We start from the raw sequence: 25,289 nt of genomic DNA, 5'->3' as shown, positions 1-25,289 counted from the left end.
CCATCCATGAACCTGATCGACTGCTACGTCACGAAGATCCTCGGCGAGCCGTACCGCAAGTTCGGCGCCTGTTGGGTCGATGCCGAATACGAGGCCTATGGCCGGATCAGCAAAACCCAGCTCATGTTCCGCACTGAGGAAGCCGCCAGGGCGGCGAAGGTCGGGCATCACTTTTTGGCCTAAGGAGGTCAGATGGAGCAAGAAATCATCCACGTTCCCGAGCTGGCCAAGATGCTCGGGCGCACAGAATCATCGATCCGCAGTGCGCGGCAGGACGGAGCCAGCTGGCTGCCACCATTTTTCAAGCAGGGAAAGCGCGTGTGTTGGCGGGTCGCGACGGTGCGCAAGTTCTTGGAAGAGTACGAACAGGGTCTGCATGTGCCAGCCAAGCGGGGCCGGAAGCGCAATGCACCGCCGACCCTCGCCAGCGTTCGCTAGCCCAGCTTGTCCGCCAGAGTGTTCGGGCACAAATGCGTGTACCGCTTGAGCTGGCTCATCGTTTTGTGCCCGGTAATGCTGGCCACCTCCATGATCGACAGCCCCTTCTCGAAAAGCCTGGAGGTTCCTTCGTGGCGCAGGTCATGGAAATGCAGGTCCTTCACCTTGGCAGCCTTGCAGGCCCGGTTGAAGTACAGGCTAACCGAGTGCGGGGCCAGGGAGAACAAATTGCCATCGAGCCGATACGGCAGACTGTCGAGTGCTGCCCTGGCTTTCGATGACAGTGGCACCGTTCTCCTGGTCCCGTTCTTGGTATCCTCAAGCACCACGTGCTTTTCCTTCACGTTCTCGCGGCGCAGCCCCAGCAGTTCGCTACGGCGCATGGCAGTTTCCACCGCAAGCTTGATGATCGCCGGCATCTCGGCGTGAATCGCCCCCGCCTTCTCGATTACGTCCGCAAGTTCGAAGCTGGCCGGTCGACGATCCCTCTCCTTTGCCCCCTTGGGCATGCGAAGTTTGAAAATCGGGTTGCTCAGCCCCTCGATACCCCAGTCCTTGATCGCCACCGTGTACAGGTGGCTGATGATCGCCAGGTCAAGCTTGACCGTGGACACGGACCTTCCCGCCTTGAGCTCATTATCTCGGTACAGCGCAAAGTCGCTGGACTTCAACACGGCCAAGCCCTTGTCGGCTAAAGCATGCTTCTTCCACTTATTGATGCGCGTCAGCTCTTGCTTGGCGCCCTTTTTCTCTACGCTGACCTCGCGGGCATAGCGGTCCAATGCTTCGGCCAGGGTCGTTCGCTCAGCCTCACGCATGTCGACGAAACGAGCCCGCGACATGTCGCCTTCAATCTCAGCCGCCCATCGCTGGGCCTCGGCCTTGGTGTCGAAGGTGGCGGAAAGTGCGGGATATCCTTTGCGGCGGATCTTTGCCCGCCATGCGCCGCCTGGGCGCTGTTCGAAAGTAGCCATGAACCGGATTTTGCCGGGGACATTTGGGACATGCAATTTCTTCCAGTGTCCCAGATTTGTCCCAAATGCAGGGTTCGTGACCAATCCGCAGGCATTAAAAAAGCCCCGCAACCTCAATGGCTGCGGGGCTTTCGAATGGTGGAGGCCGAGGTCGGAATCGAACCGGCGTAGACGGATTTGCAATCCGGAGCATAACCACTTTGCTACTCGGCCTCAAAGTTCGGATCTAGCAGCTTGCGCTTCGCTATCTCCTTGAAACACCGCACCTTTTCAAGGTTTGCTGCGTTTCGATGGGCGCCATTATGTCCGCATTCTTTTCACCTTGCAACCCCCTGAACGAAAAAAAATTTCAACGGGTTCAAGGTGTTAGCGCAAGCGCCCAAGTTTACTCCACAAACCTACCACGGTGTTCTCAACCGTGCCGCTGGCGGCCATGCCGATTCGCTCCTGCAGGCTCTTGCGTTCGGCATAGTGCAGGTGGAACAGGCTGGCCGTGCGGGCGCGCTCACTGAGGTACTCGTCGCTGGTCTGCAGTGCATCGACCAGCTTGCGGTTCAATGCGGCAATGCCGAGCCAGACTTCACCGGTGGCGACCTCATCGATGTGCAACTGCGGGCGGTAGCGGGCCACGAAGTCCTTGAACAGCTGGTGGGTGATGTCCAGGTCTTCCTGGAACTTCTCCCGGCCTTTCTCGGTGTTCTCGCCAAACACGGTCAGGGTACGCTTGTACTCGCCGGCGGTCAGCACTTCAAAATCGATGTCGTGCTTCTTCAACAGGCGGTTGACGTTGGGCAACTGCGCCACCACACCGATCGAGCCCAGCACGGCGAAGGGCGCGCTGATGATCTTGTCGCCGATGCACGCCATCATGTAACCGCCGCTGGCCGCGACCTTGTCGATGCACACGGTGAGCGGGATGCCGGCCTGGCGGATGCGCGCCAGTTGCGAGGCCGCCAGGCCATAGCTGTGCACCAGGCCGCCGCCGCTTTCCAGGCGCAGCACCACTTCATCGCGAGGGTTGGCGAGGGTCAGCAGAGCGGTGATCTCGTTGCGCAGGCTCTCGGTGGCTGAGGCCTTGATGTCCCCGTCGAAGTCGAGCACGAACACCCGGCCCTTTTCCTCAGCCTTGCCCTTCTTCTGCTGTTTTTCCGCCTTGGCCTGTTGCTTGCGCAGGGCCTTGAGCTGGGCTTTGTCAAGCAAGCCGCTTTCCAGGCGCTCGCGCAACTCCTTATAGAATTCGTTGAGGCGGGTGACCTGCAACTGCCCACCGGCCTTGCGCCGCCCCTTGCCGCGCAAACCGGCAATGGCGGACAACACCACCAGGATGGCAATCACCAGGGTGGCGGTTTTGGCGAGAAAGCTTGCGTATTCGGCAAGAAACTCCACGTTGACTCCTTATGAACCTGCGCCCGATCGGCGCGAAACTGCTGCAAGCATACCGTTGCGCCCGTGCCCTCGCCAGCCGAGGTAAATGCTGGCAACACAGTTCAAACAACCTTTTCAAACGCTTGTATGTTTTTTCGTTGACAGCCTGTCTGGCGCATCCTAACCTCGAGCAACCTTCAACGCCGGATACCGCAGTGGGCAATCTCTACCTGATCCGACATGGCCAGGCTTCCTTCGGTGCAGACGACTACGACGTCCTCTCCCCTGTCGGTGTGCGCCAGAGCCAGGCCCTGGGCGCACACCTCGCCCAGCTCGGCCTGCACCTGGACCGCTGCGTGGCGGGTGACCTGCGCCGGCAGCAGGACACTGCCCGGCACGCACTGCAGGCGATGAACGCCAGCGGTTGCCCGGTACCGGCCATTGAGACCGACCTTGCGTTCAATGAGTTCGACGCCGATGGGGTGATTCGTGCCCTGCTGCCCGGCCTGTTGACTGAGGAGCCGCATGCCCGGGAGATACTGCGCAATGGTGCCCGCAACCGCAGCGAGTTCCAGCGCCTGTTCGCGCTGATGGTGCAGCGCTGGCACGCGGGCGAACATGCCGATGACGGCCTGGAGACCTGGCAGGCCTTCACCGCACGGGTCGAAGCCGGCCTGCAGCGTGTGCTGGGCACTGCTGGCAGTGGCGAAAACATCGCCGTGTTCACATCCGGGGGCACCATCGCCGCCCTGCTTCACCTGGTTACCCGAATCACGCCCAGCCAGGCCTTTGCGCTGAACTGGCAGATCATCAACACGTCGCTCAGCCAGCTGAAATTCCGCGGCCGTGACGTGGCACTGGCTTCCTTCAACAGCCAAGCCCATGTGCAGCTGTTGAGGGCCCCGGAGCTCATCACCTACCGTTGAGCCCGGCCCGTTGTGTCCTTACGGACGCGAATATCACTTAACAAGGAAAACACCATGAGCGATGTAGCTAAAGCCGTCGAAGCGATGAAAGCAAAATTCAACCCAGCGGCTGCTGAAGGCCTGGACCTGGTGTTCGGCTTCAATATCACCGACGAAAACAAGCAATACGCGCTGATCGTCAAAGATGGCACCTGCGACATCCAGGAAGGTGAAAACCCGGATGCCAACTGCACCCTGGTGCTGGACAGCGAAACCCTGAAAGGCATCGTCAGCGGTGAAACCGACGGCATGCAGGCCTTCATGGGCGGCAAGCTGCGCGTCGAAGGCGACATGATGCTGTCGATGAAACTAAGCGAGCTGTTCCCTTCCTGAGTGCTGGGCACAACGCAGAATCAAAGAACCGAAGCCTGGCCGGCTTCGGTTTTTTTTTGCCTGGCATTCGGTGCAGTGATCGACCAGCAACACCCTCGCCTATATGGCGCCTGGCACGCTTGTTCCACTGCCGCCAGGCCATTAGATTAGCCAATAGTCCTTGCACCAGATAATAAGGAAATCGCATGACGCTCACCGACCAGTCCACCCAGGTACGCCCCGGCGAAGAACTCGACGCGGCCGTCATCGATCCTTATCTGAAGGGCCACATCGCCGGCCTCGAAGGCCTGCCGCGCATCAGCCAGTTCCCCGGGGGCGCGTCCAACCTCACCTACCTGGTCAGTTACCCGGGCCGTGAATTCGTGTTGCGCCGCCCGCCCTTCGGTCACAAGGCCAAGTCGGCCCATGACATGGGCCGCGAGTTCCGCATCCTCAACCAGCTCAACAGCGGATTCCCGTATTGCCCCAAGGCCTACGTCCATTGCACCGACGAGTCGCTGATCGGGGGAGAGTTCTACGTGATGGAACGGGTCAAGGGCGTGATCCTGCGCTCCGACATCCCCGCCGAGCTGGGCCTGGACGCCAGCCGCACCGAGGCCCTGTGCAAAAGTTTCATCGACCGCCTGGTCGAGTTGCATCAAGTGGATTACCAGGCCTGTGGCCTGGCCGACCTGGGCAAGCCGGAAGGATACGTGCAGCGCCAGATCGAGGGCTGGACCAGCCGCTACGAAAAAGCCCTGACACCCGATGCGCCACGCTGGGAGAACGTGATCGACTGGCTGCACGAGAAGATGCCCGCCGACCACCCGCGTCCAGGCATCGTGCACAACGACTACCGCTTCGACAACGTCATCCTCGACGCCGACAACCCCATGCGCATCATCGGGGTGCTGGACTGGGAGATGGCCACCCTGGGTGATCCCTTGATGGACCTGGGCAACAGCCTGGCCTACTGGATCGAGGCCAGCGACCCGGCGCCGGTGCAACTGATGCGCCGCCAGCCAAGCAATGCCCCAGGCATGCTCACGCGCCGCCAGTTCGTCGACTACTACGCCGAGCGCGCCGGCATCCACCTGGACAACTTCGATTACTACTATTGCTACGGCCTGTTCCGCCTGGCCGGCATCGTCCAGCAGATCTACTACCGCTACTACCACGGCCAGACCCAGGACAAACGCTTCGCCCAGTTCATTCACATGAACCGGCTGCTGGAGCAGATGAGCCTGCAAGTCATCGGCAAGTCCACGCTCTGATGCCAGACAACAAGGAAAACAGCATGTCCAAGACCCAACTGTTCGACCTCGACGGCAAGATCGCTTTCGTCTCCGGTGCCAGCCGTGGCATCGGCGAGGCCATTGCCCATCTGCTGGCCCAGCAAGGCGCCCACGTGATCGTCTCCAGCCGCAAGCTGGAGGGTTGCCAGCAGGTGGCGCAGGCGATCATTGCAGCGGGTGGCAAGGCTACGCCGGTGGCCTGCCATATTGGTGAGCTGGAGCAGATCCAGCAGGTGTTCGCCGGCATCCGTGAACAGTTCGGGCGCCTGGATATCCTGGTCAACAATGCAGCCACCAACCCACAATTCTGCAACGTGCTCGACACCGACCCGAGTGCCTTCCAGAAGACCGTCGACGTAAATATCCGCGGCTACTTCTTCATGTCGGTGGAAGCCGGCAAGCTGATGCGTGAAAACGGTGGTGGCAGCATCATCAACGTCGCCTCGATCAACGGCGTTTCGCCGGGCCTGTTCCAGGGCATCTATTCGGTGACCAAGGCGGCGGTGATCAACATGACCAAAGTGTTCGCCAAGGAATGCGCGCAGTTCGGCATTCGTTGCAACGCCCTGCTGCCGGGCCTGACCGACACCAAGTTCGCCTCGGCCCTGGTGAAGAACGACGCCATCCTCAATGCCGCGCTGCAGCAGATCCCGCTCAAGCGCGTGGCCGACCCCAAGGAAATGGCCGGTGCCGTGCTGTACCTGGCCAGCGATGCTTCCAGCTACACCACCGGTACCGCGCTGAATGTCGACGGTGGTTTCCTGTCCTGATCATCGCTTGCCGGCCTCTTCGCCGGCTTGCCCGCTCTCACAGGTACTGCACAGCGCCCAGAAGCTGTGATGGCCTTGTGGGAGCGGGCAAGCCCACGAAGAGGCCGGTACTGCATCGCCGTTACAAACAGGTGGCCGCCGCCGCCCGACGCTGCAGGGCCACTCCGTCATTCTTCTGCGCATAGTAATCCACCCGCGTCCCACCCGCCTGCGGGTACACATCCACGAACGACTCCGCCTCGCGGGTATAAACCGTCAACCCACCCTGCTTGCGCGGTTCCAGGTAGCCGCTGGCGTCGTCGCCGAACACTTCCTCTTTCTGCCAGCTGAACTGGATGCACTGGGCCACCAGCTCCGGCGCCTTGCGCGAGTCAAGCTGGGCTGTCGGCTTGCCAGCGCGTGCCGCATCCATGGTCGCGCTCGCGCAACCGACCAACACCAGCGCCGCAGCCATCGGCAGAATTGCTCGCATGTTCCATCCTCGGGGCAAAAAAGAAAGCGACTCTAGCACCGCAAGTGAATTGTCCCAAGCGGGCCGCTGTCGCATCTGTTACATACCCCTCAAGGAGATTGCCATGAAAACCAACCACCTTCTGCCTGCACTACTGCTGGCCAGCCTGCCGATGATGACCCTGGCAGCCCCTTCGGCCGAAGAAAGCGTCAAGGCACCGGAAACCCATAACCGCGAACTCAAGGTCGGCGACAAGGCGCCCGATCAATACAAACGCGACGACGCGGCCCTGAGCGACTGGAAAGCCAAGGGCCTGCCCGCACCGGAAAAGGAAAGCCACTGGGTGCGCATGGGGGATCACTATGTGCTGGTCCAGACCACTAATGGCGTAGTGCTTGCCATCCACCCTGCCTCCTGAGCGCCATTCATCGCTTGCGCAGCAAAATCTTGCGGGTCAAGGAAACCAAATGGATCGATTCCAGTCTCAGTTAGTGTCCCGTAAACCTATGCGGATCAAGGACCTAAATCGAGATGACCCGCTTTGCAAGCTTTTCACTGATCGCCGCTATCCTGCTTTTGTCGGGCTGCTATCACCACCACTACCGTGATGACGGCGGCTGGCGCGACGACGACCGCGGCCACCGTCACCACCACCGGCACGATCGCGACGATGACGACGACCGCCAATGGCGCAGTGACCGTTACGATCGTTGAAGCGTCTTCCCTACCCTGGCCCGCCGCCCATCCGTGCGGCACCTTAACCTGATGATTCCTCTGAGGTTCCAATCATGCGTCTGACTCTACCTTCCCTCGCCCTTGGCCTGCTGCTGTGCCAGGGCGCTTTCGCCGGTGACGGTACTGCCGCCATTGGCGGTGGCCTGGGTGGTGTCCTGGGCAACGTTGTCGGTCAGCAGATGGGCGGCCGCACTGGCGCAGCCATCGGCGCCGGTCTCGGCGGTGCCGCCGGTAGTGCAGTAGCGGCGAAGAAAGGCAACCGTACCGAAGCCGCCATTGGCGGTGGCCTGGGCTCGGCCGGCGGCTCGCTGCTGGGTGGCGCAGTAGGTGGCAGGACCGGTTCTACCATCGGTGCAGGTCTGGGCGGCGCGGCCGGTGGCGCCTTGGGCAACCACCTGGGCGACAACGGTGGCAGCAGCAAGCACCGCCATCACCGTCGCCACTGAGTGACGTCAAGCGAAAGGGCCGCATCGTGCGGCCCTTTTCATTTACCCTTGGCTGCAAACCCTGCAGCACATCAACACCACCTTCACCGCAAGCTGCCACACTGACTGCTACTGTCTTTCGTGCCCCCTTGAGTGAAGGAACACCCTCGCCCCATGAACCAGGAATTGCTCTGGGTACTCGGCCTGCTGGCTGTCGTCGTCATCCTCTTCGTCATCAACCGCCCGCGCATGGACGTGGTCGCCCTGCTGGTGATCCTCGCCTTGCCACTGTCGGGCATCCTCACCGTGGAACAGGCCCTGGCCGGTTTCAGCGACCCCAACGTGGTACTGATCGCCGCCCTGTTCGTGATCGGCGAAGGGCTGGTACGCACCGGCATCGCCTACCGCATCGGTGAATGGATGAGCGAAAAGGCCGGTAACAGTGAGGCACGGCTGCTGGTCTTGCTGATGGTCTCGGTGGCCGGGCTGGGCTCGGTGATGAGTTCGACCGGCGTGGTGGCGATCTTCATCCCGGTAGTGCTCAGCATTGCCGCGCGCCTGAAACTGTCGCCCAGCCGGTTGATGATGCCGCTGAGCTTCGCCGGCCTGATCAGCGGCATGCTCAGCCTGGTGGCCACGCCCCCCAACGTGGTGGTGCACAGCGAACTGGTACGCCATGGCGCGCCCGGCTTCAGCTTTTTCAGCTTCACCCCGTTCGGCCTGGTGGTGCTGGTGCTCGGCATCGGCTACATGCTGCTGACTCGCAACTGGCTCAATGGCGAAACGCGCAAGGACGGCCGCGTGGAAAGCCGCCGCACACTGCTTGACCTGGTGCTTGACTACAAGCTCAACGGCCGCGAACGGCGCCTGCGCATCCGCCCCAGATCGCCACTGATCGGCCATACCCTGGGCGAGCTGGAACTGCGCACCAGGCATGGCGCCAACGTCATCGGCATCGAACGCCAGCACAAGTTCACCACCCGGGTGATCGCCGCCGATTCAGGCACCGTCCTGCAGCAAGGCGATGTGCTGCTGCTCGACCTGTTCGCCAAACGCGACGACCTGCGCACACTGTGCCAGACCATGCAACTGGAACCGCTGCATTTCAAGGCCGCCTATTTCATCGACCAGTCGCAGGACCTGGGCATGGCGGAGGTGTCGCTGCCGCCGGGCTCGCAGCTGATCGGCAAGAGCATTCTGGAACTGGCCTTCCGCACCCGCTATGACCTCAATGTGGTTGGCCTGCGCCGCGAGCAGGCGGCCATTGAAGAACAACTGGTGGAAGAGAAGCTGCGCCTTGGCGATACGCTGCTGGTGGTCGGCCCATGGAAAGCCGTGCGCCAGCTGCAGAGCCAGCCAAAGGACTTTCTGGTGTTGAGCCTGCCGGCCGAGATCGATCAGGTGGCGCCAGCCCGCGCCCGTGCACCCCATGCCCTGCTCAGCCTGGCAGTGATGGTCGGGTTGATGGTCAGCGGCGCAGTACCCAATGTCATCGCCGCGCTGATCGGCTGCCTGCTGATGGGCGCCGGGCGCTGCATCGACATGAACAGCGCCTACCGGGCCATTCACTGGCAGAGCCTGGTGTTGATCGTCGGCATGCTGCCGTTCGCCCAGGCGCTGCAGAAAACCGGCGGCATCGACCTGGCCGTGGGTGGCCTGGTCAGCCTGCTGGGCGGTGCCGGGCCGCTGGCCATGCTGGCCTGCCTGTTCATGGTCACGGCCATCATCGGCCTGTTCATCTCCAACACCGCCACCGCCGTGCTGATGGCCCCGGTGGCGATCAGCACGGCCACTCAGCTGGGCCTGTCGCCCTACCCGTTCGCCATGACCGTCGCCCTGGCAGCATCGGCAGCGTTCATGACGCCGGTGTCTTCACCCGTCAACACCCTGGTGCTCGGCCCGGGTCAGTACCGCTTTGCCGACTTCGTCAAAATCGGAGTGCCTTTCACCGTACTGGTGATGCTGGTCACGGTGCTGATGGTGCCCTGGTTCTTCGGTCTTTAGGCAACATGGCGAGGATTGGAGGCTATTTGACATCAACTTGCACGAACACGGCAGATTGACATCAAGCACCCGGTGCCAACACACTGACACGCCAATGCCCCAGGTGCTTATAGCCGTTGTCCTGGATTTCGTTTCCGCTTGTCGGTCGAGCCTATGGTTTTTCCAGCACAATCGCGTTTGTTGCCCTACCTTGCCCTGTTCGCCCTGACCTTCGCCCTGACCCTCGGCGGGATCCTGGCCCGGCCGATCGAATCATTATCACTGTTCTGGCCGGTCAATGCGGTGCTGGCCGGGGTGCTCTTGCGTTACCCGCGCCAGGCCAGCCTGGTGGGCTTTGGCCTGGTGTGGCTGGCCATGGTCGCCGCCGACCTGGCCTGTGGCAGTGCCTGGGCTCCCGCCCTGTGGTTCAACCTGTGCAACCTCGGCGTGGTGGTGACGGTGTGGTGGTTGCTTTCGCGCTTGCCCCGCCTGCATAGGCGGATGCGTACCCCGCATGGCGTGCTCAGTGTTTTCGGCGCCTGCGCAGCGGGTGCCGTGGTGGCGGCCAGCATGGCCTGCGTAATGGCTACACCGTGGTTCGAGAAGTCGCTGGAGGCCACCTGGCTGGCCTGGTTCAGCGAACAGTTCTCGACCAGTGTGCTGGTGCTGCCGGTGCTGCTCACCGCCCATTCGACCCGTGTACTGATGCGCAGCGGCGCCCAGGCTATCCGCCTGGCGCCCTTGTTGGTGCTGCTGGCCTCACTGGCCTTGAGCATCGCCTTCGGCGGCCCTGGCGCCATTGCCTTTCCGATTGCCGCGCTACTGTGGTGTGCCTGGACGTACTCGCCTTTTCTGGTTTCGTTGCTGGCGCTTACCGCTGGCAGCACACTGATCGTGGCGGTGGCGCAGAACCTCATGCACTTCAGCGTGCCGCAGAGCGAGCCTGGGGTCACCACGCTGATGTCGGCGCGCCTGGGGATCGCCATGCTGGTCCTCGGCCCGCTGGTCGTCGCCTGCGTCAGCCAGGCCAACCGCAGCCTGCTGGCGCGCCTGGCGCACCAGGCCACCATCGACCACCTCACCGGCCTGCTCAGCCGCAGTGCCTTTACCCGGCGCGCCAATGCCCTGCTCGACAGCCGTCAGCAGCATGGGCTGCCGCTGACCTTGATGATGCTCGACATCGATCATTTCAAATCGATCAACGATTGCCATGGTCATGCGGTCGGTGACCAGGTCCTGCGCCAGTTCGCCAGTACCCTGCAGGAGCAGTTGCACGACGAAGCGCTGCTGGCTCGCCTGGGCGGTGAAGAGTTCGTGGTGGTGCTGCCGGGGCTACCACCGGAACAGGCCACGTTCACCGCCGAACGTCTGCGCCGCGCCGTGCAGGACCTGCATGCGGCTCAGGGCGATACGCGCTTGCAGATCACCGTCAGCATTGGCCTGGCTGGCTGCGCCGCGGACGAGCGCGCGCCGAGCCTGGACGACCTGCTGGCGCGCGCCGATCAGGCGCTGTACCGGGCCAAGGCGCATGGCCGCAATCGCGTCGAGCAGGCCGAGGCGCAGCGCCAGGTCATCTGAGTCAGTTCAGCAGGTCCCAGGACAGCTTGGCGATCAGTACGCACAGCAGGATCAGGAACAGCCCGCGCACAAAGCCCGCGCCCTTGCGCACCGCCAGCCAGGTCCCGGTCAGCGCACCGAGGATATTGCATGCAGCCATCGGCAGGGCGATGGCGTAAAGCACATTGCCCGACGGCACGAAGAACACCAGCGCTGCCAGGTTGGTGGCGATGTTGACCACTTTCGCCGATGCCGAGGCATGCAGGAAGTCGAGGGCAAAGAAGCGGATGAACAGGAAGATCAGGAAACTGCCGGTGCCCGGGCCGAACAAGCCGTCATAGAAGCCGATCGCACCGCCGATCAGCACCGCCAGGCACTGCTCCCGGCGGCCGATCCTGGCCGGCTTGTGCAAGGTGCCAAAGTCCTTCTTGCAAAAGGTGTAGATCGCCATCAGCACGATCAGCACCAGCACCGCCGGGCGCATCACGCTCGGCGGAACTCGCGAAACCGTGGCCGCTCCGGCAAACGACATGACAAAGGCACTGAGCGCCGCCGGTATGATCAACCCCCAGTCCAGGGTCACCTTGCGAATGAATGAGCGAGCCGCAAAGGCCGTGCCGCACACCGAGGCCAGCTTGTTGCTGCCCAGCAGCGCCGCCGGCTGCGCCGTGGGCAGCACGTTGAACAGCGCCGGGATCTGAATCAGCCCGCCGCCACCGACGGCGGCATCGATCAGGCCGGCAGCGAAAGCGAACAGAGAAAGTACGGCGATATCCATCATGGTGCGGTCCTGGCAGTGAAAACAGACCGCAAGGCTAATCAATCCAGCGCGCTTGTGTTGAAATGCCGCATTGCGAAAACTGCAATCAGGAGCACTCCATGGCATTGAACATGCTGCGCGAAATCCAGGCATTCGTCAGTGTTGCGCACAAGCGCAGCTTCGTCGCCGCCGCCCGTGCCCTGGGCCGTTCGCCCAGCGCAGTAACCCGCGCGGTGCAAACCCTGGAGGACAACAGCGGGTGCAAGCTGCTCAACCGGAACGCCAACGCGGTTACGCTAACCGAAGCCGGTGAACGCCTGCTGCCCCATGCCGAGCGCTTGCTGGATGTGCAACGCGACGCGGCCGATGAACTGGCTGCGCTCACAGGTACTGCGCAAGGCTGGGTGCGCTTCGCCGCGCCGCAACTGCTCGGCGAGCACGTATTGCCGGGTGTGCTGGCCAGTTTCAGCCAGCGCCATCCGCAAGTGACCCTCGACGTGCAATACGGCGATGCCGCCTTCGACCCGTTGCACGGCAAGTTCGATTTCGTGGTCCGCGGCGCCTTTGCGCAGTCCAGCGAACTGATTGGGTACCCACTGTGGCGCTATCACCGCCACTTGTATGCCAGCCCGGCCTACCTCGCCCACGCCGGCATGCCGGAACGGCCCGAGCAGCTGGACAAGCATGCGCTGATCCTGCACACCGCGCCGCGCATCCTCAAAGCCTGGCATTTCTGCCGTGACGGCCAGATCACCAGCCTGCGCCCTCATCCGCGCTTGCGCCTGGGCTCTGGCGACGCGGTGTACCACAGCACCTTGGCCGGGGCCGGCATCGCACGCCTGGCAGACTGGGTGGCAGAAGCACAGGTGAAGGCGGGACGCCTGGTGCGGGTATGCGCGGATTACCGGCTGACCTCAAGCACCGGCCAGGACCCGCAGATGCACGCGGTGTACCCCTCTGGCGAGCTGCCAGCGCGCGTGCGTGAGTTGCTGCTGGCCTTGCGCCAGGCCGGCTCAGCCGCCTCTGAACGCGCCAGGTAGAGGCTGCTCAATTTCTGCTCAATTTAACAGAGCCCGCAAATTACCTGGCCTGCAGAACTTTATCCACAGACCTACCCACGTTTTTTGTGGACAGATTTCCTCGGACAATTAAGGACTTATCGCACAGTGATCGCCGAGACAACGTCCAGCGGTGCAGCCGGGGGAGGACCATCAGGATCTGGCAGCAGTCTGGCCCGTCCAACGAGGCAGACGGGCCGAAAGGGGTGAGAAGAATCAGCTTGGCGGAATGGTGCCCAACAAGCCGATCAGAACGGTCAACAGCAGAAAGCCACCCAGAAACAGCGCGAGCTTGCCCATCGGAACCTCTTCAGTGTGATAGCAGGGACGAACAGCATTGTGCGCGTCAGGCTGATACGGTTACAGATTCAGGTTCAAGGAAAAAAAGCAGATCAGATGACCCGCTCGCCTCCCACACTGTCGCCTGTGCTAGGGTCAGATGCTCGCAGACAAAGGAGCCTCGCATGACTGCTATCGCCGCCAATGCCGCATTGTTGCTGATCGACCTGCAGGTCGGTATCCATCACCCACGCCTGGGCCGACGCAACAACCCTGAGGCCGAATTGCGCATGGGCGAACTGCTCGCGGCATGGCGCCTGGGCGGGCGGCCCATCGTGCATGTGCGGCATGTGTCCCGCTCACCCGACTCGGTATTCTGGCCAGGCCAGGCGGGCTGTGAGTTCCAGCCGGCGTTTACACCACTGGCCAGCGAAACGGTGTTCGACAAGCATGTACCGGACGCTTTCGCCAACTCGGGCCTGGAGCGCTGGCTGCACGTTCGCGGCATCGGCGAACTGGTGATTGCCGGCGTCATCACCAACAACTCGGTGGAATCCACGGCGCGCTCGGCAGGCAATCTCGGTTTCGATGTCGTGGTCGTGGCAGACGCCTGCTTCACCTTCGACCAGCAAGACTGGCAAGGCCGGCTCTGGCCTGCCGAGGATGTGCATGCATTGTCGTTGAGCAACCTGGCACTGGATTACGCCCGGATCCTGGAGAGCCACGCGGTCTGTACCGGCCTGTTGGGGGCGGCGTAGCCAAAAAACGCTCACAATGGACAGAACGCGCAGCCATTTACGCTGCGCGGCTACTTGTAACATTCAGTTTCATATTGCCCGCCGACAGTAGCCAGCCCAACGCACCTGATCGAGGCTACTTCCGTGTTGCAACGTCTGTTCTGCTCCGTGTCCCTGCTCACCCTGGCCGTTTCCGCTGCGCATGCCGCCGACTCACTCGACACGCCGCGACTGGCCGGCATCGACAATTTCCGCGATATCGCCGGCACCACCAGCGCCTATACCACCCGCCATGATGGCGTCATGCGTAGCGGGGTGTTCTACCGCTCCAACGCCCTGACCCCTACGGCGGCCGACCTCGCAATCCTCAACGGCCTTGGCATCAGCAATGTCTACGACCTGCGCACCCCCACCGAAATCGCCAGCACGCCCGACACCCTGCCAGCAGGCGCCAGCTACACCAACATCGACATAATCGGCAGCACCACCTCGGGCTCGAACATCACCAACATCTCGTTCACCAGCGCAGCCCAGGCGCGGGCGATGATGCAGGACACCAACCGCGCCTTCGTCAGCGATGCCGGCATGCGCGGGCAGTTCAGCGTGCTGTTCAACGAACTGGCCAACGCCGACGGTGCCGCGCTGTTCCACTGCACCGCAGGCAAGGACCGCACCGGCTGGACCGCGGCCGTGCTGCTGAGCATTGCCGGGGTCGACGAAGCGACCATCATGAACAACTACCTGGCCACCAACGACTACACCGCCACGCGCGTGGCGGCGACGCTGGCGGCCATGCCGGCGAGCATGGCCGACATCTACGCGCCGCTGCTCGGTGTCGAAGCCAGCTATCTGCAGGCTGGGCTGGATGAGGTCACCGCCGAGTACGGGACCATGGACAATTACCTCAAGGCAGGCCTTGGGCTGTCGCAAGAAACCCTCTATGTGCTGCGCGGCAAGATGGTGCGCTACGGCACGCTGCCAGGCGAAGCCGGCCTGCTGGGCAACGCAGCTGCCGGTGCACAGCTGCTGGGGCAGTTGCAGGACACCCCGTTGTCGGGCACCTACAGCGCCTACAACTACTACCTGCAGTCAGCCATCGACGCTGGCACGCTGGGGGGCGTCGAGTCGACCGTGGGGGGCCAGGTGCATGCCGACGCCGCCAGCTTCCTGCTGCGCCAAGGGGCGATGATCGACCGTGCGGCCGCGCCGTTTGCCGATGGCCCCGACCTCAAGGTCGGCCAGTCGCGCCTGTGGAGCACTGCGCTGACCGGCTACCTGGGCACCGACGGTTCCTCCCGCGCGGCCAGCAGCAACGAGCACAGCCAGGGGCTGATGGTCGGGCTGACCCAGCGCTTCTCCGAGCAGCTCAGCGCCCATGCCGGTTTCGGCTACAGCAATGGCAATGTCGGCGGGGCCGGTGGCGAGGCGGACACCGACCTGACCTTCCTCAGCCTGGGGGCGCGCTTTGCGCCCAATGGCCTGGAACGTGGCCTGTTCATCGACGCCGATGCCAGCGCCGGCTGGCTCGACTATTCCAGCAAGCGTGAGCTCGGTGGCGGCCTGGGAACGGCGAAGGGCGACAGCCATGGCACGCTGGCTGGCGGCAGCCTGACACTGGGCTATCGCCTGCCCGCCGCCGCCCTGCTGCTGGAGCCGAGCCTGGGGCTGCGGGTCAGTCGCGTTGAGGTGGAGGGTTTCACCGAGAAAGGCAGCGAGCTGGCCCTGCAGGTCGATGACCTGAAACAAACCCGACGCACCGCCGTGGCCAACCTCCAGGCCTCGTTCGCGCCAGTCGCCATGGGCAGCTGGCAGCTGGTGCCAGGCGTCGAGGTGAGTTACGAGCATGTGCTGGGCGACCGCCAGGTCGACAGCGAAGGCCATTTGCTGGGGCTTGATATCGCGCAGCGGGCGGCCTTCGACAATCGCGACCAGTTCACCGGCGGCGTCAACCTGATGGCCAACCTTGGGGCGCTGAGTGTCGGGGCCGAGGTGGCAGCCATGGGTGGGGGTGACAGCCATGGGGTCAGTGGCAGCCTCAAGGCCAGCTACGCGTTCTGAAGATCATGGGGCCGCTGGGCGGCCCCGACTATCGGCGCCGCAGATCGGCGGGGTTGATCCCGAAGGCAAGCTTGAAGTACTGGGCAAACCGCCCGGCATTGCTGAAACCATGGCGCAAGGCAACCTCCGCCACCGACCCGCCCTCCCCGCGCGCCAGCACCGCTCGCGCCTGCTCCAGCCGAACTTGCCGCTGATAGCCGACGATCGACGTGCCGGCAAAACGCCGGAAGCCCTCCTGCAACGCACGCAGGCTGACATTGGCCAACCCCGCCAGCTCGCTACCACTGACCTGCCTGGCCGGGTGTTCGCGCAGGTAGGCCATGGCCAGTTTCACATGCCGCGGCGCAATGGCTGGCACCGGGCTGCGCAACGCCTCGCTGTAGTTGTGTGGCCAGGTTTCCAGCAGCGCGTCGACCAGCATCTCCTGCAAGCGCACAGGCATCAGCAGGCCCGTGCTGATCAGTTGATCGAACTCGGTTCCGGTTGCCAGTTCGAGCAAGGCCCGGATGCCAGGCAGTGCGCAGTTGCCCAGGTCAACCTGTGGCGTAAAGCGAATCGGCGCAGGCAAGGGTTGTTCGAGCAGGGTCGACAGCCGTTCGGCGAACGCGCCACGGCGAATCGACATGCCGCATTGAGCATGCCCGTCGGTGATGCGCACCGAGCGGATGTCGAGCTTGTCCACCGCCAGGCCCACCTGAGCACCGCCGATCGACTCGCCGCGGTGGTCGAAAATGATCTTGCCCGCAGTGGGCAGCACAAAGGTGATTTCGTCCTGCGGTGCTGGCAGGACGAGGGTGAAGTCGCCCTGATAATGCATGCGTCGCACGCTCATGCCGTCGAAGCGGCCATAGACGCCACCGATGGCAATGCCATCGCCCAGCGGCGGCATGTCGGCATACAGGTTGCCGTAAAGCTGGGTGAACAAGGCGGCGAATTCGTCGCTGCGCATGTCGCTGGAGCGGAGCATGAACGGCTTGCGGGTCGTGCCGGGATACACCGTGTTGCACACCTTGTGCCACGAAAAGGGACCCGCACACTATCAACTTCGCATGACAGGCAGGTGACGCCGGCTAGCGGGTTCGCCTGAGTTTTTCTGCCTTCAAGCGCCGGTAGAGGGCCATCATCGGCCGCAGCAGCGCCAGCCGGTCAAATATCGACAGGGCATGCAGGTCGGTGCGCGAAGGCCTCTGGTAGCCCAGGTTCCAGGTGAAGTAGTAGGCCTGGATGTTCTTGTCAGTGTGGATCAGCGTATTGAGGGCCGCGTCATAGTGCATCGGCCCACCGTCCGGGTGCCCGGGCGGGCGCTGCAGAACCTGCGCAAGAAAGTCACGCAGTTTGCCCACGCTCTTGCCATTCACCGCATAGAAGTGCGACAGGTGGATGGGACGATCAACCGGTGCCCAGCCGGGGTTATCGGAATTGCCCTCGCAGGAATGGCCGAGGTAGGCGATGTCCCAGTCCATGCCTTGCAGGGATTCGATGGCCTTTTTGCCAAACGGGCCGATGCGCCGGGAAAACTGGATGTCGTCTTCCATGATGAGGATGTTGTCGACATTCAGGCGCACGGCTTCTTCCAGTATCTGCATATGGCTCATGAAGCAGCCCCGGGCGCCGATGCTGGGGAAGCCCTGTTGGTCGGTGGGCGTCACAGCTGGGAAGAAGCCGATCTTTTCGTCATCGATGTGGAAGCCGTTGCGGGCGAATTCGGCCTCGGTTTCTTCGCGGCGATCCGTTCTGGACGGGATGTTGATGATTCGGGTCCGATCAAAAAAGTCGATCACATTCATCGTTCAGGTCCTTGGCGCAGCCGATCAGAAGGCGAACAGATGGCTGATGAACTGGCCACAAAGGGCGCCAAACACCATGACTGGCAGCACCACCAGCTCCCGCTTGATGCTCAGCATGCCCAGCTGGTGGCTGACCTTGAAGATCAGGAACAGCGTGAAGAAGGTGTGCAGGGCCACGCCCCACAACGCATAGGTCACCCCGCCGATGGCCAGCAGCAACGGCATCAGGGTGAACAGCGCTACCACCCGAATGATGTTGTCCATGGCCATGTACTTGGTCAGCCCGAGGGCCATCCATATCTGTTGCGTCAGGCCGTAGCGCAAGGTGAACAGCGACAACGACAGGATCGCCATCATCTGCCCGGCCTCCTGATACCGGGCGTCATAAAGCCAGTGGATGATCAGCGGGCTGGCAGTGAACAGGAAGCCGCAGGTGAACAGGGTCAGCACATCGAAGATCAGCCTGAAACGGAAATACAGGTGGCGCAGGCGGTCCATGTCACCGGTCCTGGCCGCCTCGCTGAAGGCCGGCAAGGCCACTGCCCCGGCCAGCCGCTGCAGGCTGAGCTGGAAGGCTGCCAGAATGCCCACCGCAATCGAATACACCCCCAGCTGCGCCACCGTCATGCTGCCGCCGAACCAGATCCGGTCCCCCTGCATGGCCAGTACGCCGACCGCAGACGACAGGAACACCCAGCGGCCGTAGTTGACGATCTCGCGCAGCGCGGCCGGGTCCCATTGCGGGCGGTCCTTGTGGCCTGGGAAGATCAGGTGGCTGAGCACCGTGGTGACCAGGGTCGAGACCAGACCCGCAGCCACCAGCGCCCAGATGGACCGCGTGAGGTAGCCGATCACCAGCATCACCACCAGGCCGGCGATTTGCGACACCAGCTCGACCAGCACCACCTTTTTCTGCTGGAAGGTGCGGATGGCCACATCGATCTTGGTCGACTGGAAGGCAAAGATGATCGCGAAAAAGCCAGTGACAGCCAGCACCGCAGGCAACTCCGGGGCGGCGTAGGTGGAATGTGCCGGCCACATTGCAAAGTGCTGGGACACCCAGGAGGCCAACGCCACCAGTTGCATCACCACGAACAGCCCAAGGCCGCGAATGATCTGCAGCGACCAGATCGTGTTGAGGAACAGCGGCTCGTCGCCGCGGGGGCTCTGGATGATGTTCTGCCGCAGGCCGACATCGGACAGCAACAGCAGCAACACCGAAACCGTGGTGGCAATGGCCATGAGGCCGAACATCTCTGGCAACAGCAAGCGGGTGATGATCAGGTTGCCGCCCAGGCGTATGACCTGGGAGGCCACGATGGAGCCGATATTCAGCGCCCCAGCCAACAACACGCGTTTGCGAAGACTTTGCGAGGACGACAGATCGATCGTAGACATGGCACCCACTGACCCGGCTTTTAAGACGTTACTATAGTCTCAATCTGCCATGCTGCTAATGCGTGGCTGCCGATGGCGGCGATCCTGCCTTGGGCCAGGGTCAGGAACCTATCGGCTACACTGCTGGTCCTTGACGAGAGCGGACGGCCCCGCGCAATTTGGCTGCCGATAGCGCCCATGGCTTTCACGAGATTGCATCGTTGACCCCTTCAAAGCCCCTCGCCTCACATCACCGTGCCCTGGACTGGCTGAATTTCTTCCTGGCCGACGTACGCGACGGCCTGGGGCCGTACCTGGCCATCTACCTGCTTGCCGTGCACCAGTGGCAAGCAGCTAGCATCGGCCTGGTGATGAGCTTGGCGGGCATCGTCGCGCTGCTGGCGCAAACGCCGGCCGGAGCGTTGATCGACAGCACCAGGGCCAAGCGCGCGGTGGTGGTGATCGCCGCCCTGCTGGTGACCGGCAGTTGCCTGCTGCTACCCTGGATCTCGTCGTTCGCCGGGGTAGCCTTGACCCAGACGGTCGCGGCCCTGGCAGGCTCGGTGTTCGCGCCAGCGATTGCCGCCATATCGCTTGGCATCACCGGCCCGAAGGCATTCACCCGCCGGGTCGGGCGCAACGAAACGTTCAACCACGCCGGCAATGCCTGCTCGGCGCTGCTGGCCGGCGGCCTGGCGTACCTGTTCGGCCCGGTGGTGGTGTTCTACCTGATGGCGGTCATGACCGTGGCCAGCATCGTGGCCACGGTCCGGGTACCCGCTGCGGCCATCGACCACCAACTGGCTCGCGGCCTTGGCCATGGCCCGATGGCGGCTGACCACCCTGCCGGGCTGAAGCTGCTGCTGCACAACCGCACCCTGTTGATCTTCGCCGTGTGCTGCGCGCTGTTTCACCTTGCCAACGCAGCGATGCTGCCACTGGTGAGCCAGAAGCTGTCACAGATTGACCTGCGACTGGCCACCCCGCTCACCTCTGCCTGCATTGTCGCGGCGCAATTGGTGATGGTGCCGATGGCGCTGCTGGTCGGCGCCAAGGCCGAGCAATGGGGGCGCAAGCCGTTCCTGCTGGCAGGCTTTCTCATCCTGCCGATACGGGGTGCGCTTTACCTGGTTTCCGACAACCCGTTCTGGCTGGTAGGCGTGCAATTGCTCGACGGTATTGGCGCGGGCATCTTCGGCGCACTGTTGCCCATCGTGGTCAAGGACCTGACCGAAGGCAGCGGGCGCTTCAATGTCAGCCTCGGCGCGCTGACGGCGACGTTCGGGCTGGGCGCGGCGCTGAGCCCTGGAATCGCCGGGCTGGTGCTGCAGGCCGCTGGCTACGATGCAGCGTTTCTTGCCCTGGCGGCCATTGCCGCAGTCGCCTTCGTGCTGGTGCTGGTGGCATTGCCTGAAACCCGACCAGGCAGCTCACCGCTGCCCTCGACCACGCCTGTCGAGTCAACCTGAACTGCTCGGGAAGCGTGATTGCTGCAGGCAAGCACGCACACCTCCCCCAAAAGGACTAAGGCGCCAGACTCACGCCGTTACAACGCCCCTTCGTGGAGAAATCGCTGATCAGCCGTGCCTTGTCCACCCTCATCAGGATCGTGCAGCCACCCGGATGGGTCACGTCATCCCAGTAGTTGGTATGGACCATCACGTTGCCCTGCATTTCAGCGGTGCTGCCGACGACCTCCTGGCGTACGTAAGTGGTGTCGCGGTACCAACCCAGCTGCACCCCAGCTCCGCCAGGCAAAGGCTCCATGCGCCCGGGCGGGCCGAAGAAGTCAATCGCCTGCTTGGCGTCACGCCCCTGCCATTGATGGCTGGCACGCAGCTCCGGCAGGGTCGGGATACACCCGGTGAGCGTAAGCAGCATCAGGCCGAGCAACCGAATCCGGAGGGTCATCAAGGGCTTTTGCTCAGCATGTCGTCCAACTCTTGCACCGCCTGGCTGTTGGCTTGCACACCCACCAACTGGATGAACATGGCCTGGACAGTTGCGACCATCTGGGTGGGAGGCATCTTGCCAATCGACAGCATCTGATTGCGTGCTCGATTTTCAGGGGCGCAAACGAAGGCGAAGGTGCGCTTCAACCAGTAATCTTTCGGTGCGACCCAGTTGCGGGCATTGGTTTTTACATCCTTCACTGCGCCGTCGAAGCGCCGTATCGCCCGGGCGCTGTCCAGGCGTATCTGGCGCTGTTTACACTTCACCTGTACTTCATAAGCGACGAGGGTTGGATAGGCGGGGTCTTCGAACAGCTGCATGACCTGCGCCGATTGTACGCCACCCGCCTTTTGCAGGATGCCGGCACTGTCGGCAACGTACACTTCGTTGTGCAGACGCTCACCTTTGCCGTAGATGATCCAGTAGTCACCCGGCGCTTGAGCGGCCATGGCCGGGGCGCTGCAAGCCATGGCCAGGATGGCCAACCAGAGGCTTGAGGATAGAAATCTGTCTTTCATGGAAGTCCTGTCCCGATGTCTGTAATCCGGCACGGACTATACGAAAGCTGCCTCGCCAAGGTCGATTAGGACGCTTGTGCTAGTGGCCGAACGCCTGCAGCGCAGGCAATCCTGCATCCGGCGCGCATTCACTGACGGAGGGTGCAGTAACTTCGCGCCTGGAAAAGGCCGGATGACCTTGGATCGGCGCGGACTTGACAGAAACGAAAAAAGGCCCCGAAGGGCCTTCTTTACTTGCCTTACCGAAATACTTCGTCAAGGCCAATTTGGAGCGGGAAACGAGACTCGAACTCGCGACCCCGACCTTGGCAAGGTCGTGCTCTACCAACTGAGCTATTCCCGCGTCGTGATGGGTGCCATTCTAGCGATATCTAAAACGGCGTCAACCCCTTGATTCAAAAAAGTTTTATTTTTGCTCGGAGCCTTCGCGCAGGTGCGGCCAGGCAGCAAGCAGGTAGTGCACCATCGACCAGAGGGTCAGCGCCGCCGCCACCAACAGCAGGCCGTAGCCCAACACGACCCAGAAGCTTACCACCGGCGGGTTGGCCAGCAGGATCACCAGCGCCAGCATCTGCGCCGCGGTCTTCCACTTGCCAAGGCTGGATACCGCCACATGCGCCCGCGCGCCCAGTTCGGCCATCCACTCGCGCAATGCCGAAACGACGATTTCACGGCCGATGATTACCGCTGCCGGCAGGGTCAGCCAGAAGTTGGCGTGCACCTGCACCAGCAACACCAGGGCCACGGCCACCATCAGCTTGTCGGCCACGGGGTCGAGGAAGGCGCCGAAGGGCGTGCTCTGCTGCAGGCGACGCGCCAGGTAGCCATCCAGCCAGTCGGTGGCGGCGGCGATGGCGAACACCGTGCTGGCGGCCATGTAGCTCCAGTGATAGGGCACATAGAACAGCAGGATGAAGATCGGGATGAGCAGGACGCGTAGAACGGTGAGCAGGTTTGGAATATTCATCGGTACGACTGGCTGCGGGTTGAACCCGGCATTCTACTCGCTATGCAGGCTGGCATAAATCGACTCGGCGAGCTTTTTACTGATGCCGGGCGCTTTGGCGATCTCATCGATGCTGGCGCGGTTGAGCTCCTGCAGGCCGCCGAAGTGTTTCAGCAAGTCGCGGCGGCGCTTGGGCCCTACCCCGGCGACGTCCTCCAGGCTCGATGTGCGGCGGGCCTTGCCGCGCCGGGCGCGGTGGCCGGTGATGGCGAAGCGGTGGGCTTCGTCGCGGATCTGCTGGATCAGGTGCAACGCCGGGTTGTCGCCCTTGAGGGTGAATTCATGGGACACGTCGTTGAGGTACAGGGTCTCGAAGCCGGCCTTGCGGGTCACGCCCTTGGCCACGCCGAGCAGGGTCAGGTCGGTGAAGGCCAGCTCCTGCATCACTTCGCGCGCCATGTTCAGCTGGCCCTTGCCGCCGTCCACCAGCAGCACATCAGGCAATTTACCCTCGCCGTCCTTGATCCGACCGTAACGGCGGGTCAGGGCCTGGTGCATGGCGGCGTAGTCATCGCCAGCGGTAACGCCTTCGATGTTGAAGCGACGGTAATCTGACTTTATCGGGCCCTCCGGGCCGAACACCACGCAGCTGGCGACCGTGGCTTCGCCGCTGGAGTGGCTGATGTCATAGCATTCCAGGCGTTGCGGTACCTCATCCAGGCCAAGCACTTCGGCCAGGGCCTCGAAGCGCGCGGCCATGTGCTGGCGGTTGGCCAGGCGAGCATTGAGTGCTTGTTCAGCGTTGGTCACCGCCAGTTGCTGCCAGCGTGCGCGGGTGCCGCGCACCCGGTGGCTGATGCTCAGCTCACGGCCGCGCAGGCTCTGCACGGCTTCGGTGATGGCCTCGAAGTCTTCGTGCACCACATTGACGATCAGCTCGCCGGGCAGCTCGCGCTCGGCGTTGCCCAGGTAGTACTGCGACAGGAACGCAGCCATGACTTCGGCTACCTCCTCCTCGATGCCCACCTGGGGGAAGAAGTTCTTGCTGCCCAGCACCCGGCCACCGCGCACGCTGATCAGGTGCACACAGGCACCGCCGGGGTTGACGAAGGCGGCCACCACATCGACATCGCCGGAGCCGCCTTCGATGTACTGCTGGTCCTGGACCCGGCGCAACAAGGCAATCTGGTCACGCAGCTCGGCGGCCTTCTCGAAATTGAGGGCCATTGCCGCCTTTTCCATGGCTTCGTTGAGTTCGTTGCCCAACTGCTGGCTGCGGCCTTCGAGGAACATCACCGAGTGGCGCACATCCTCGGCATACTCCTCTGGCGTGACCAGCTGGGTGCACGGGCCCTTGCAGCGCTTGATCTGGTACTGCAGGCATGGGCGGGTGCGGTTGGCGAAATAGCTGTCTTCGCACTGGCGCACGGAAAAGGCCTTCTGCAGCAGGCTGAGGCTCTCGCGAATGGCGCCCGCGCTGGGGTACGGCCCGAAATACCGCCCCTTGGCTTTCTTCGCCCCGCGGTGGATGCCCAGCCTCGGGAATTCTCCTTCCGACAGGAACACGTAGGGATAGGACTTATCGTCGCGCAACAGAATGTTGTACGGCGGGCGCCACTGCTTGATCAGGTTCTGCTCGAGCAGCAGCGCCTCGGTCTCGTTGGCGGTGATGGTGGTTTCGACCTGGGCGATGCGCGCCACCAGCGCAGCGGTTTTCGGCGCCAGGCCGGTCTTGCGGAAGTAGCTGGCCAGGCGTTTCTTGAGGTTCTTGGCCTTGCCCACATAGAGCAGCCGCGCCTCGGCGTCGAACATCCGGTATACGCCTGGGCGACCACTGCAGGTCGCCAGGAACGCGCTGGCATCAAAGACTTGTGACATGAAGGATTAGAGGCTTGCGTCAACCATACCGTGGCGAACGGCCAGCAAGGTCAATTCGACATCGCTGGTGACCGAGAGTTTTTCGAAGATCCGATAGCGGTAAGTATTGACGGTCTTGGGCGACAGGCACAACTTGTCGGAGATGATCTGCACTTTCTGGCAGCCGACAATCATCAGGGCGATCTGGATTTCCCGTTCCGACAACGCGTCGAACGGCGACGCTTGCGGCTGGAACGACTTCAGCGCCAGCTGCTGGGCAATCTGCGGGCTGATATAACGCTGGCCGGCAAAAGCCAGGCGGATGGCCTGGACCATTTCGTCGAGGCCGGCGCCCTTGGTCAGGTAACCGGCGGCGCCGGCCTGCATCAGGCGGGTGGGGAACGGGTCCTCTTCACACACGGTAACCGCCACCACCTTGATGTCGGGGTGACTGCGCAGCAGCTTGCGGGTGGCCTCCAGGCCGCCGATCCCGGGCATCTTCACGTCCATCAGGACGACGTCAGGTTTCAGTTCGCGGGCGAGTTTCAGCGCCGACTCGCCCGAATCCGCCTCACCCACCACCTGCAGGCCGTCGATATCAGCCAGCATGCGAGTAATACCGGTTCGAACCAGATCGTGATCGTCGACCACTAGAACCCTAATCAAGCAGACACCTCGTCAACAGGGCG

The 25,289-nt window shown here is 62.8% G+C and carries 27 protein-coding genes and 2 tRNA genes; 15 read left to right on the top strand and 14 right to left on the bottom strand.

The annotated features are described in order from the left end of the window. A partial coding sequence (locus CQW31_RS30965) for a hypothetical protein (RefSeq protein ID WP_143524242.1) occupies nucleotides 1–183 on the top strand: 183 nt, incomplete at its 5' end. 9 nt (nucleotides 184–192) lie between these two features. Continuing rightward, entirely contained in the window at nucleotides 193–438 is a 246-nt protein-coding gene (locus tag CQW31_RS20325) for an AlpA family transcriptional regulator (protein WP_099815245.1), read from the top strand. Here the strand turns inward: CQW31_RS20325 and CQW31_RS20320 are convergent. The 3 genes from CQW31_RS20320 to sohB form a co-directional block, all read right to left on the bottom strand. Then, complete coding sequence (locus tag CQW31_RS20320) at nucleotides 435–1,412, bottom strand: site-specific integrase (RefSeq protein ID WP_099815251.1); 978 nt, start codon at nucleotides 1,410–1,412, stop codon at nucleotides 435–437. The two genes, CQW31_RS20325 and CQW31_RS20320, sit on opposite strands and share 4 nt — an antisense overlap. 139 nt (nucleotides 1,413–1,551) lie before the next feature. Next, a tRNA-Cys gene (locus tag CQW31_RS20315) sits at nucleotides 1,552–1,625 on the bottom strand. A 153-nt stretch (nucleotides 1,626–1,778) separates the two neighbouring features. Beyond that, nucleotides 1,779–2,798, bottom strand: a complete 1,020-nt coding sequence (sohB, locus tag CQW31_RS20310) for a protease SohB (RefSeq protein ID WP_099815244.1) — start codon at nucleotides 2,796–2,798, stop codon at nucleotides 1,779–1,781. A gap of 194 nt (nucleotides 2,799–2,992) precedes the next feature. Here sohB and CQW31_RS20305 point away from each other — a divergent pair, with 194 nt between their 5' ends. The 4 genes from CQW31_RS20305 to CQW31_RS20290 all read left to right on the top strand — a co-directional run bounded on the left by CQW31_RS20305 (nucleotide 2,993) and on the right by CQW31_RS20290 (nucleotide 6,119). Further along, a complete protein-coding gene (locus CQW31_RS20305) occupies nucleotides 2,993–3,703 on the top strand; it encodes a histidine phosphatase family protein (RefSeq protein WP_099815243.1) in 711 nt (236 codons plus the stop codon). A 54-nt stretch (nucleotides 3,704–3,757) separates the two neighbouring features. Then, nucleotides 3,758–4,075, top strand: a complete 318-nt coding sequence (locus tag CQW31_RS20300; RefSeq protein ID WP_054884931.1) for an SCP2 sterol-binding domain-containing protein — start codon at nucleotides 3,758–3,760, stop codon at nucleotides 4,073–4,075. A 185-nt stretch (nucleotides 4,076–4,260) separates the two neighbouring features. Continuing rightward, nucleotides 4,261–5,328, top strand: a complete 1,068-nt coding sequence (locus CQW31_RS20295; protein WP_099815242.1) for a phosphotransferase family protein — start codon at nucleotides 4,261–4,263, stop codon at nucleotides 5,326–5,328. Nucleotides 5,329–5,351: 23 nt separating this feature from the next. Then, on the top strand, nucleotides 5,352–6,119 hold the full coding sequence (locus CQW31_RS20290) for an SDR family oxidoreductase (RefSeq protein ID WP_099815250.1): 768 nt from the start codon (nucleotides 5,352–5,354) through the stop codon (nucleotides 6,117–6,119). 121 nt (nucleotides 6,120–6,240) lie between these two features. Here CQW31_RS20290 and CQW31_RS20285 read toward each other — a convergent pair whose 3' ends face one another. Further along, nucleotides 6,241–6,591, bottom strand: coding sequence for a hypothetical protein (locus CQW31_RS20285; protein ID WP_054884929.1), 351 nt, complete (start codon nucleotides 6,589–6,591; stop codon nucleotides 6,241–6,243). Between the two features lie 103 nt (nucleotides 6,592–6,694). On the opposite strand from CQW31_RS20285, the gene CQW31_RS20280 reads away from it, so the two are divergent. The 5 genes from CQW31_RS20280 (at nucleotide 6,695) to CQW31_RS20260 (ending at nucleotide 11,291) form a co-directional block, all read left to right on the top strand. After that, on the top strand, nucleotides 6,695–6,988 hold the full coding sequence (locus tag CQW31_RS20280) for an RcnB family protein (protein ID WP_054884928.1): 294 nt from the start codon (nucleotides 6,695–6,697) through the stop codon (nucleotides 6,986–6,988). Nucleotides 6,989–7,101: 113 nt separating this feature from the next. Then, a complete protein-coding gene (locus tag CQW31_RS20275) occupies nucleotides 7,102–7,284 on the top strand; it encodes a hypothetical protein (RefSeq protein WP_054884927.1) in 183 nt (60 codons plus the stop codon). A 74-nt stretch (nucleotides 7,285–7,358) separates the two neighbouring features. Further along, complete coding sequence (locus CQW31_RS20270; protein ID WP_082433539.1) at nucleotides 7,359–7,751, top strand: glycine zipper domain-containing protein; 393 nt, start codon at nucleotides 7,359–7,361, stop codon at nucleotides 7,749–7,751. 153 nt (nucleotides 7,752–7,904) lie between these two features. Beyond that, nucleotides 7,905–9,734: an SLC13 family permease gene (locus CQW31_RS20265; protein ID WP_054884925.1), complete on the top strand. Its 1,830-nt coding sequence runs from the start codon at nucleotides 7,905–7,907 to the stop codon at nucleotides 9,732–9,734. A gap of 138 nt (nucleotides 9,735–9,872) precedes the next feature. Next, nucleotides 9,873–11,291 carry a GGDEF domain-containing protein gene (locus CQW31_RS20260; RefSeq protein ID WP_099815241.1) on the top strand — a complete coding sequence of 473 codons (1,419 nt, stop codon included), beginning with the start codon at nucleotides 9,873–9,875 and terminating at the stop codon, nucleotides 11,289–11,291. A gap of 1 nt (nucleotide 11,292) precedes the next feature. On the opposite strand, the gene CQW31_RS20255 is transcribed toward CQW31_RS20260, so the two are convergent. Further along, nucleotides 11,293–12,051 carry a TSUP family transporter gene (locus CQW31_RS20255; protein ID WP_099815240.1) on the bottom strand — a complete coding sequence of 253 codons (759 nt, stop codon included), beginning with the start codon at nucleotides 12,049–12,051 and terminating at the stop codon, nucleotides 11,293–11,295. A 98-nt stretch (nucleotides 12,052–12,149) separates the two neighbouring features. On the opposite strand from CQW31_RS20255, the gene CQW31_RS20250 reads away from it, so the two are divergent. The 3 genes from CQW31_RS20250 (at nucleotide 12,150) to CQW31_RS20235 (ending at nucleotide 16,162) form a co-directional block, all read left to right on the top strand. Further along, nucleotides 12,150–13,070 (top strand): LysR family transcriptional regulator, encoded by a 921-nt coding sequence (locus tag CQW31_RS20250; protein WP_099815239.1) that lies wholly within the window; start codon nucleotides 12,150–12,152, stop codon nucleotides 13,068–13,070. Between the two features lie 482 nt (nucleotides 13,071–13,552). After that, nucleotides 13,553–14,125, top strand: coding sequence for a cysteine hydrolase family protein (locus CQW31_RS20240; protein WP_054884921.1), 573 nt, complete (start codon nucleotides 13,553–13,555; stop codon nucleotides 14,123–14,125). 123 nt (nucleotides 14,126–14,248) lie between these two features. Further along, nucleotides 14,249–16,162, top strand: coding sequence for a tyrosine-protein phosphatase (locus tag CQW31_RS20235; protein ID WP_099815238.1), 1,914 nt, complete (start codon nucleotides 14,249–14,251; stop codon nucleotides 16,160–16,162). Between the two features lie 28 nt (nucleotides 16,163–16,190). Here CQW31_RS20235 and CQW31_RS20230 read toward each other — a convergent pair whose 3' ends face one another. The 3 genes from CQW31_RS20230 to CQW31_RS20220 form a co-directional block, all read right to left on the bottom strand. Continuing rightward, nucleotides 16,191–17,159 carry an AraC family transcriptional regulator gene (locus tag CQW31_RS20230; protein ID WP_099815237.1) on the bottom strand — a complete coding sequence of 323 codons (969 nt, stop codon included), beginning with the start codon at nucleotides 17,157–17,159 and terminating at the stop codon, nucleotides 16,191–16,193. 73 nt (nucleotides 17,160–17,232) lie between these two features. Next, nucleotides 17,233–17,949: a glycosyltransferase family 25 protein gene (locus tag CQW31_RS20225; protein ID WP_054884918.1), complete on the bottom strand. Its 717-nt coding sequence runs from the start codon at nucleotides 17,947–17,949 to the stop codon at nucleotides 17,233–17,235. A gap of 24 nt (nucleotides 17,950–17,973) precedes the next feature. After that, the gene (locus CQW31_RS20220) at nucleotides 17,974–19,347 is read right to left on the bottom strand and encodes an oligosaccharide flippase family protein (protein ID WP_099815249.1); all 1,374 of its coding nucleotides are present in this window, start codon (nucleotides 19,345–19,347) and stop codon (nucleotides 17,974–17,976) included. Between the two features lie 200 nt (nucleotides 19,348–19,547). On the opposite strand from CQW31_RS20220, the gene CQW31_RS20215 reads away from it, so the two are divergent. Next, the gene (locus tag CQW31_RS20215) at nucleotides 19,548–20,795 is read left to right on the top strand and encodes an MFS transporter (protein WP_099815236.1); all 1,248 of its coding nucleotides are present in this window, start codon (nucleotides 19,548–19,550) and stop codon (nucleotides 20,793–20,795) included. A 55-nt stretch (nucleotides 20,796–20,850) separates the two neighbouring features. Here CQW31_RS20215 and CQW31_RS20210 read toward each other — a convergent pair whose 3' ends face one another. The 6 genes from CQW31_RS20210 to uvrY form a co-directional block, all read right to left on the bottom strand. Further along, on the bottom strand, nucleotides 20,851–21,237 hold the full coding sequence (locus tag CQW31_RS20210; RefSeq protein ID WP_099815235.1) for a hypothetical protein: 387 nt from the start codon (nucleotides 21,235–21,237) through the stop codon (nucleotides 20,851–20,853). Continuing rightward, on the bottom strand, nucleotides 21,237–21,797 hold the full coding sequence (locus CQW31_RS20205) for a hypothetical protein (RefSeq protein WP_099815234.1): 561 nt from the start codon (nucleotides 21,795–21,797) through the stop codon (nucleotides 21,237–21,239). Before CQW31_RS20205 ends, CQW31_RS20210 begins: the two co-directional genes overlap by 1 nt. 267 nt (nucleotides 21,798–22,064) lie before the next feature. Then, nucleotides 22,065–22,140: transfer RNA gene (locus tag CQW31_RS20200), tRNA-Gly, on the bottom strand. A 63-nt stretch (nucleotides 22,141–22,203) separates the two neighbouring features. Further along, nucleotides 22,204–22,764, bottom strand: a complete 561-nt coding sequence (pgsA, locus tag CQW31_RS20195) for a CDP-diacylglycerol--glycerol-3-phosphate 3-phosphatidyltransferase (RefSeq protein ID WP_027920568.1) — start codon at nucleotides 22,762–22,764, stop codon at nucleotides 22,204–22,206. Nucleotides 22,765–22,797: 33 nt separating this feature from the next. Continuing rightward, complete coding sequence (gene uvrC, locus CQW31_RS20190) at nucleotides 22,798–24,621, bottom strand: excinuclease ABC subunit UvrC (RefSeq protein ID WP_054884911.1); 1,824 nt, start codon at nucleotides 24,619–24,621, stop codon at nucleotides 22,798–22,800. Nucleotides 24,622–24,627: 6 nt separating this feature from the next. Beyond that, nucleotides 24,628–25,266 (bottom strand): UvrY/SirA/GacA family response regulator transcription factor, encoded by a 639-nt coding sequence (gene uvrY / locus CQW31_RS20185; RefSeq protein ID WP_054884910.1) that lies wholly within the window; start codon nucleotides 25,264–25,266, stop codon nucleotides 24,628–24,630. Nucleotides 25,267–25,289 lie beyond the last annotated feature (23 nt).

The sequence above is a fragment of the Pseudomonas sp. 382 genome, from assembly GCF_002759075.1.
Lineage (GTDB): Bacteria > Pseudomonadota > Gammaproteobacteria > Pseudomonadales > Pseudomonadaceae > Aquipseudomonas > Aquipseudomonas vlassakiae.
Note: the sequence above shows the minus strand (reverse complement) of the source record. Positions and strands in the feature narration are given on the sequence as shown.

Excerpts from the sequence above, each read along its gene's own strand:
- CQW31_RS20300 (WP_054884931.1), top strand. The coding sequence starts at position 3,758 with ATGAGCGATGTAGCTAAAGCCGTCGAAGCGATGAAAGCAAAATTCAAC.
- CQW31_RS20210 (WP_099815235.1), bottom strand. The coding sequence starts at position 21,237 with ATGACCCTCCGGATTCGGTTGCTCGGCCTGATGCTGCTTACGCTCACC.
- CQW31_RS20280 (WP_054884928.1), top strand. The coding sequence starts at position 6,695 with ATGAAAACCAACCACCTTCTGCCTGCACTACTGCTGGCCAGCCTGCCG.
- CQW31_RS20275 (WP_054884927.1), top strand. The coding sequence starts at position 7,102 with ATGACCCGCTTTGCAAGCTTTTCACTGATCGCCGCTATCCTGCTTTTG.
- CQW31_RS20325 (WP_099815245.1), top strand. The coding sequence starts at position 193 with ATGGAGCAAGAAATCATCCACGTTCCCGAGCTGGCCAAGATGCTCGGG.
- CQW31_RS20255 (WP_099815240.1), bottom strand. The coding sequence starts at position 12,051 with ATGATGGATATCGCCGTACTTTCTCTGTTCGCTTTCGCTGCCGGCCTG.
- CQW31_RS20320 (WP_099815251.1), bottom strand. The coding sequence starts at position 1,412 with ATGGCTACTTTCGAACAGCGCCCAGGCGGCGCATGGCGGGCAAAGATC.
- CQW31_RS20240 (WP_054884921.1), top strand. The coding sequence starts at position 13,553 with ATGACTGCTATCGCCGCCAATGCCGCATTGTTGCTGATCGACCTGCAG.
- CQW31_RS20270 (WP_082433539.1), top strand. The coding sequence starts at position 7,359 with ATGCGTCTGACTCTACCTTCCCTCGCCCTTGGCCTGCTGCTGTGCCAG.
- uvrC (WP_054884911.1), bottom strand. The coding sequence starts at position 24,621 with ATGTCACAAGTCTTTGATGCCAGCGCGTTCCTGGCGACCTGCAGTGGT.
- CQW31_RS20295 (WP_099815242.1), top strand. The coding sequence starts at position 4,261 with ATGACGCTCACCGACCAGTCCACCCAGGTACGCCCCGGCGAAGAACTC.
- pgsA (WP_027920568.1), bottom strand. The coding sequence starts at position 22,764 with ATGAATATTCCAAACCTGCTCACCGTTCTACGCGTCCTGCTCATCCCG.
- CQW31_RS20250 (WP_099815239.1), top strand. The coding sequence starts at position 12,150 with ATGGCATTGAACATGCTGCGCGAAATCCAGGCATTCGTCAGTGTTGCG.
- CQW31_RS20205 (WP_099815234.1), bottom strand. The coding sequence starts at position 21,797 with ATGAAAGACAGATTTCTATCCTCAAGCCTCTGGTTGGCCATCCTGGCC.
- CQW31_RS20225 (WP_054884918.1), bottom strand. The coding sequence starts at position 17,949 with ATGAATGTGATCGACTTTTTTGATCGGACCCGAATCATCAACATCCCG.
- CQW31_RS20290 (WP_099815250.1), top strand. The coding sequence starts at position 5,352 with ATGTCCAAGACCCAACTGTTCGACCTCGACGGCAAGATCGCTTTCGTC.
- CQW31_RS20265 (WP_054884925.1), top strand. The coding sequence starts at position 7,905 with ATGAACCAGGAATTGCTCTGGGTACTCGGCCTGCTGGCTGTCGTCGTC.
- CQW31_RS20285 (WP_054884929.1), bottom strand. The coding sequence starts at position 6,591 with ATGCGAGCAATTCTGCCGATGGCTGCGGCGCTGGTGTTGGTCGGTTGC.
- CQW31_RS20220 (WP_099815249.1), bottom strand. The coding sequence starts at position 19,347 with ATGTCTACGATCGATCTGTCGTCCTCGCAAAGTCTTCGCAAACGCGTG.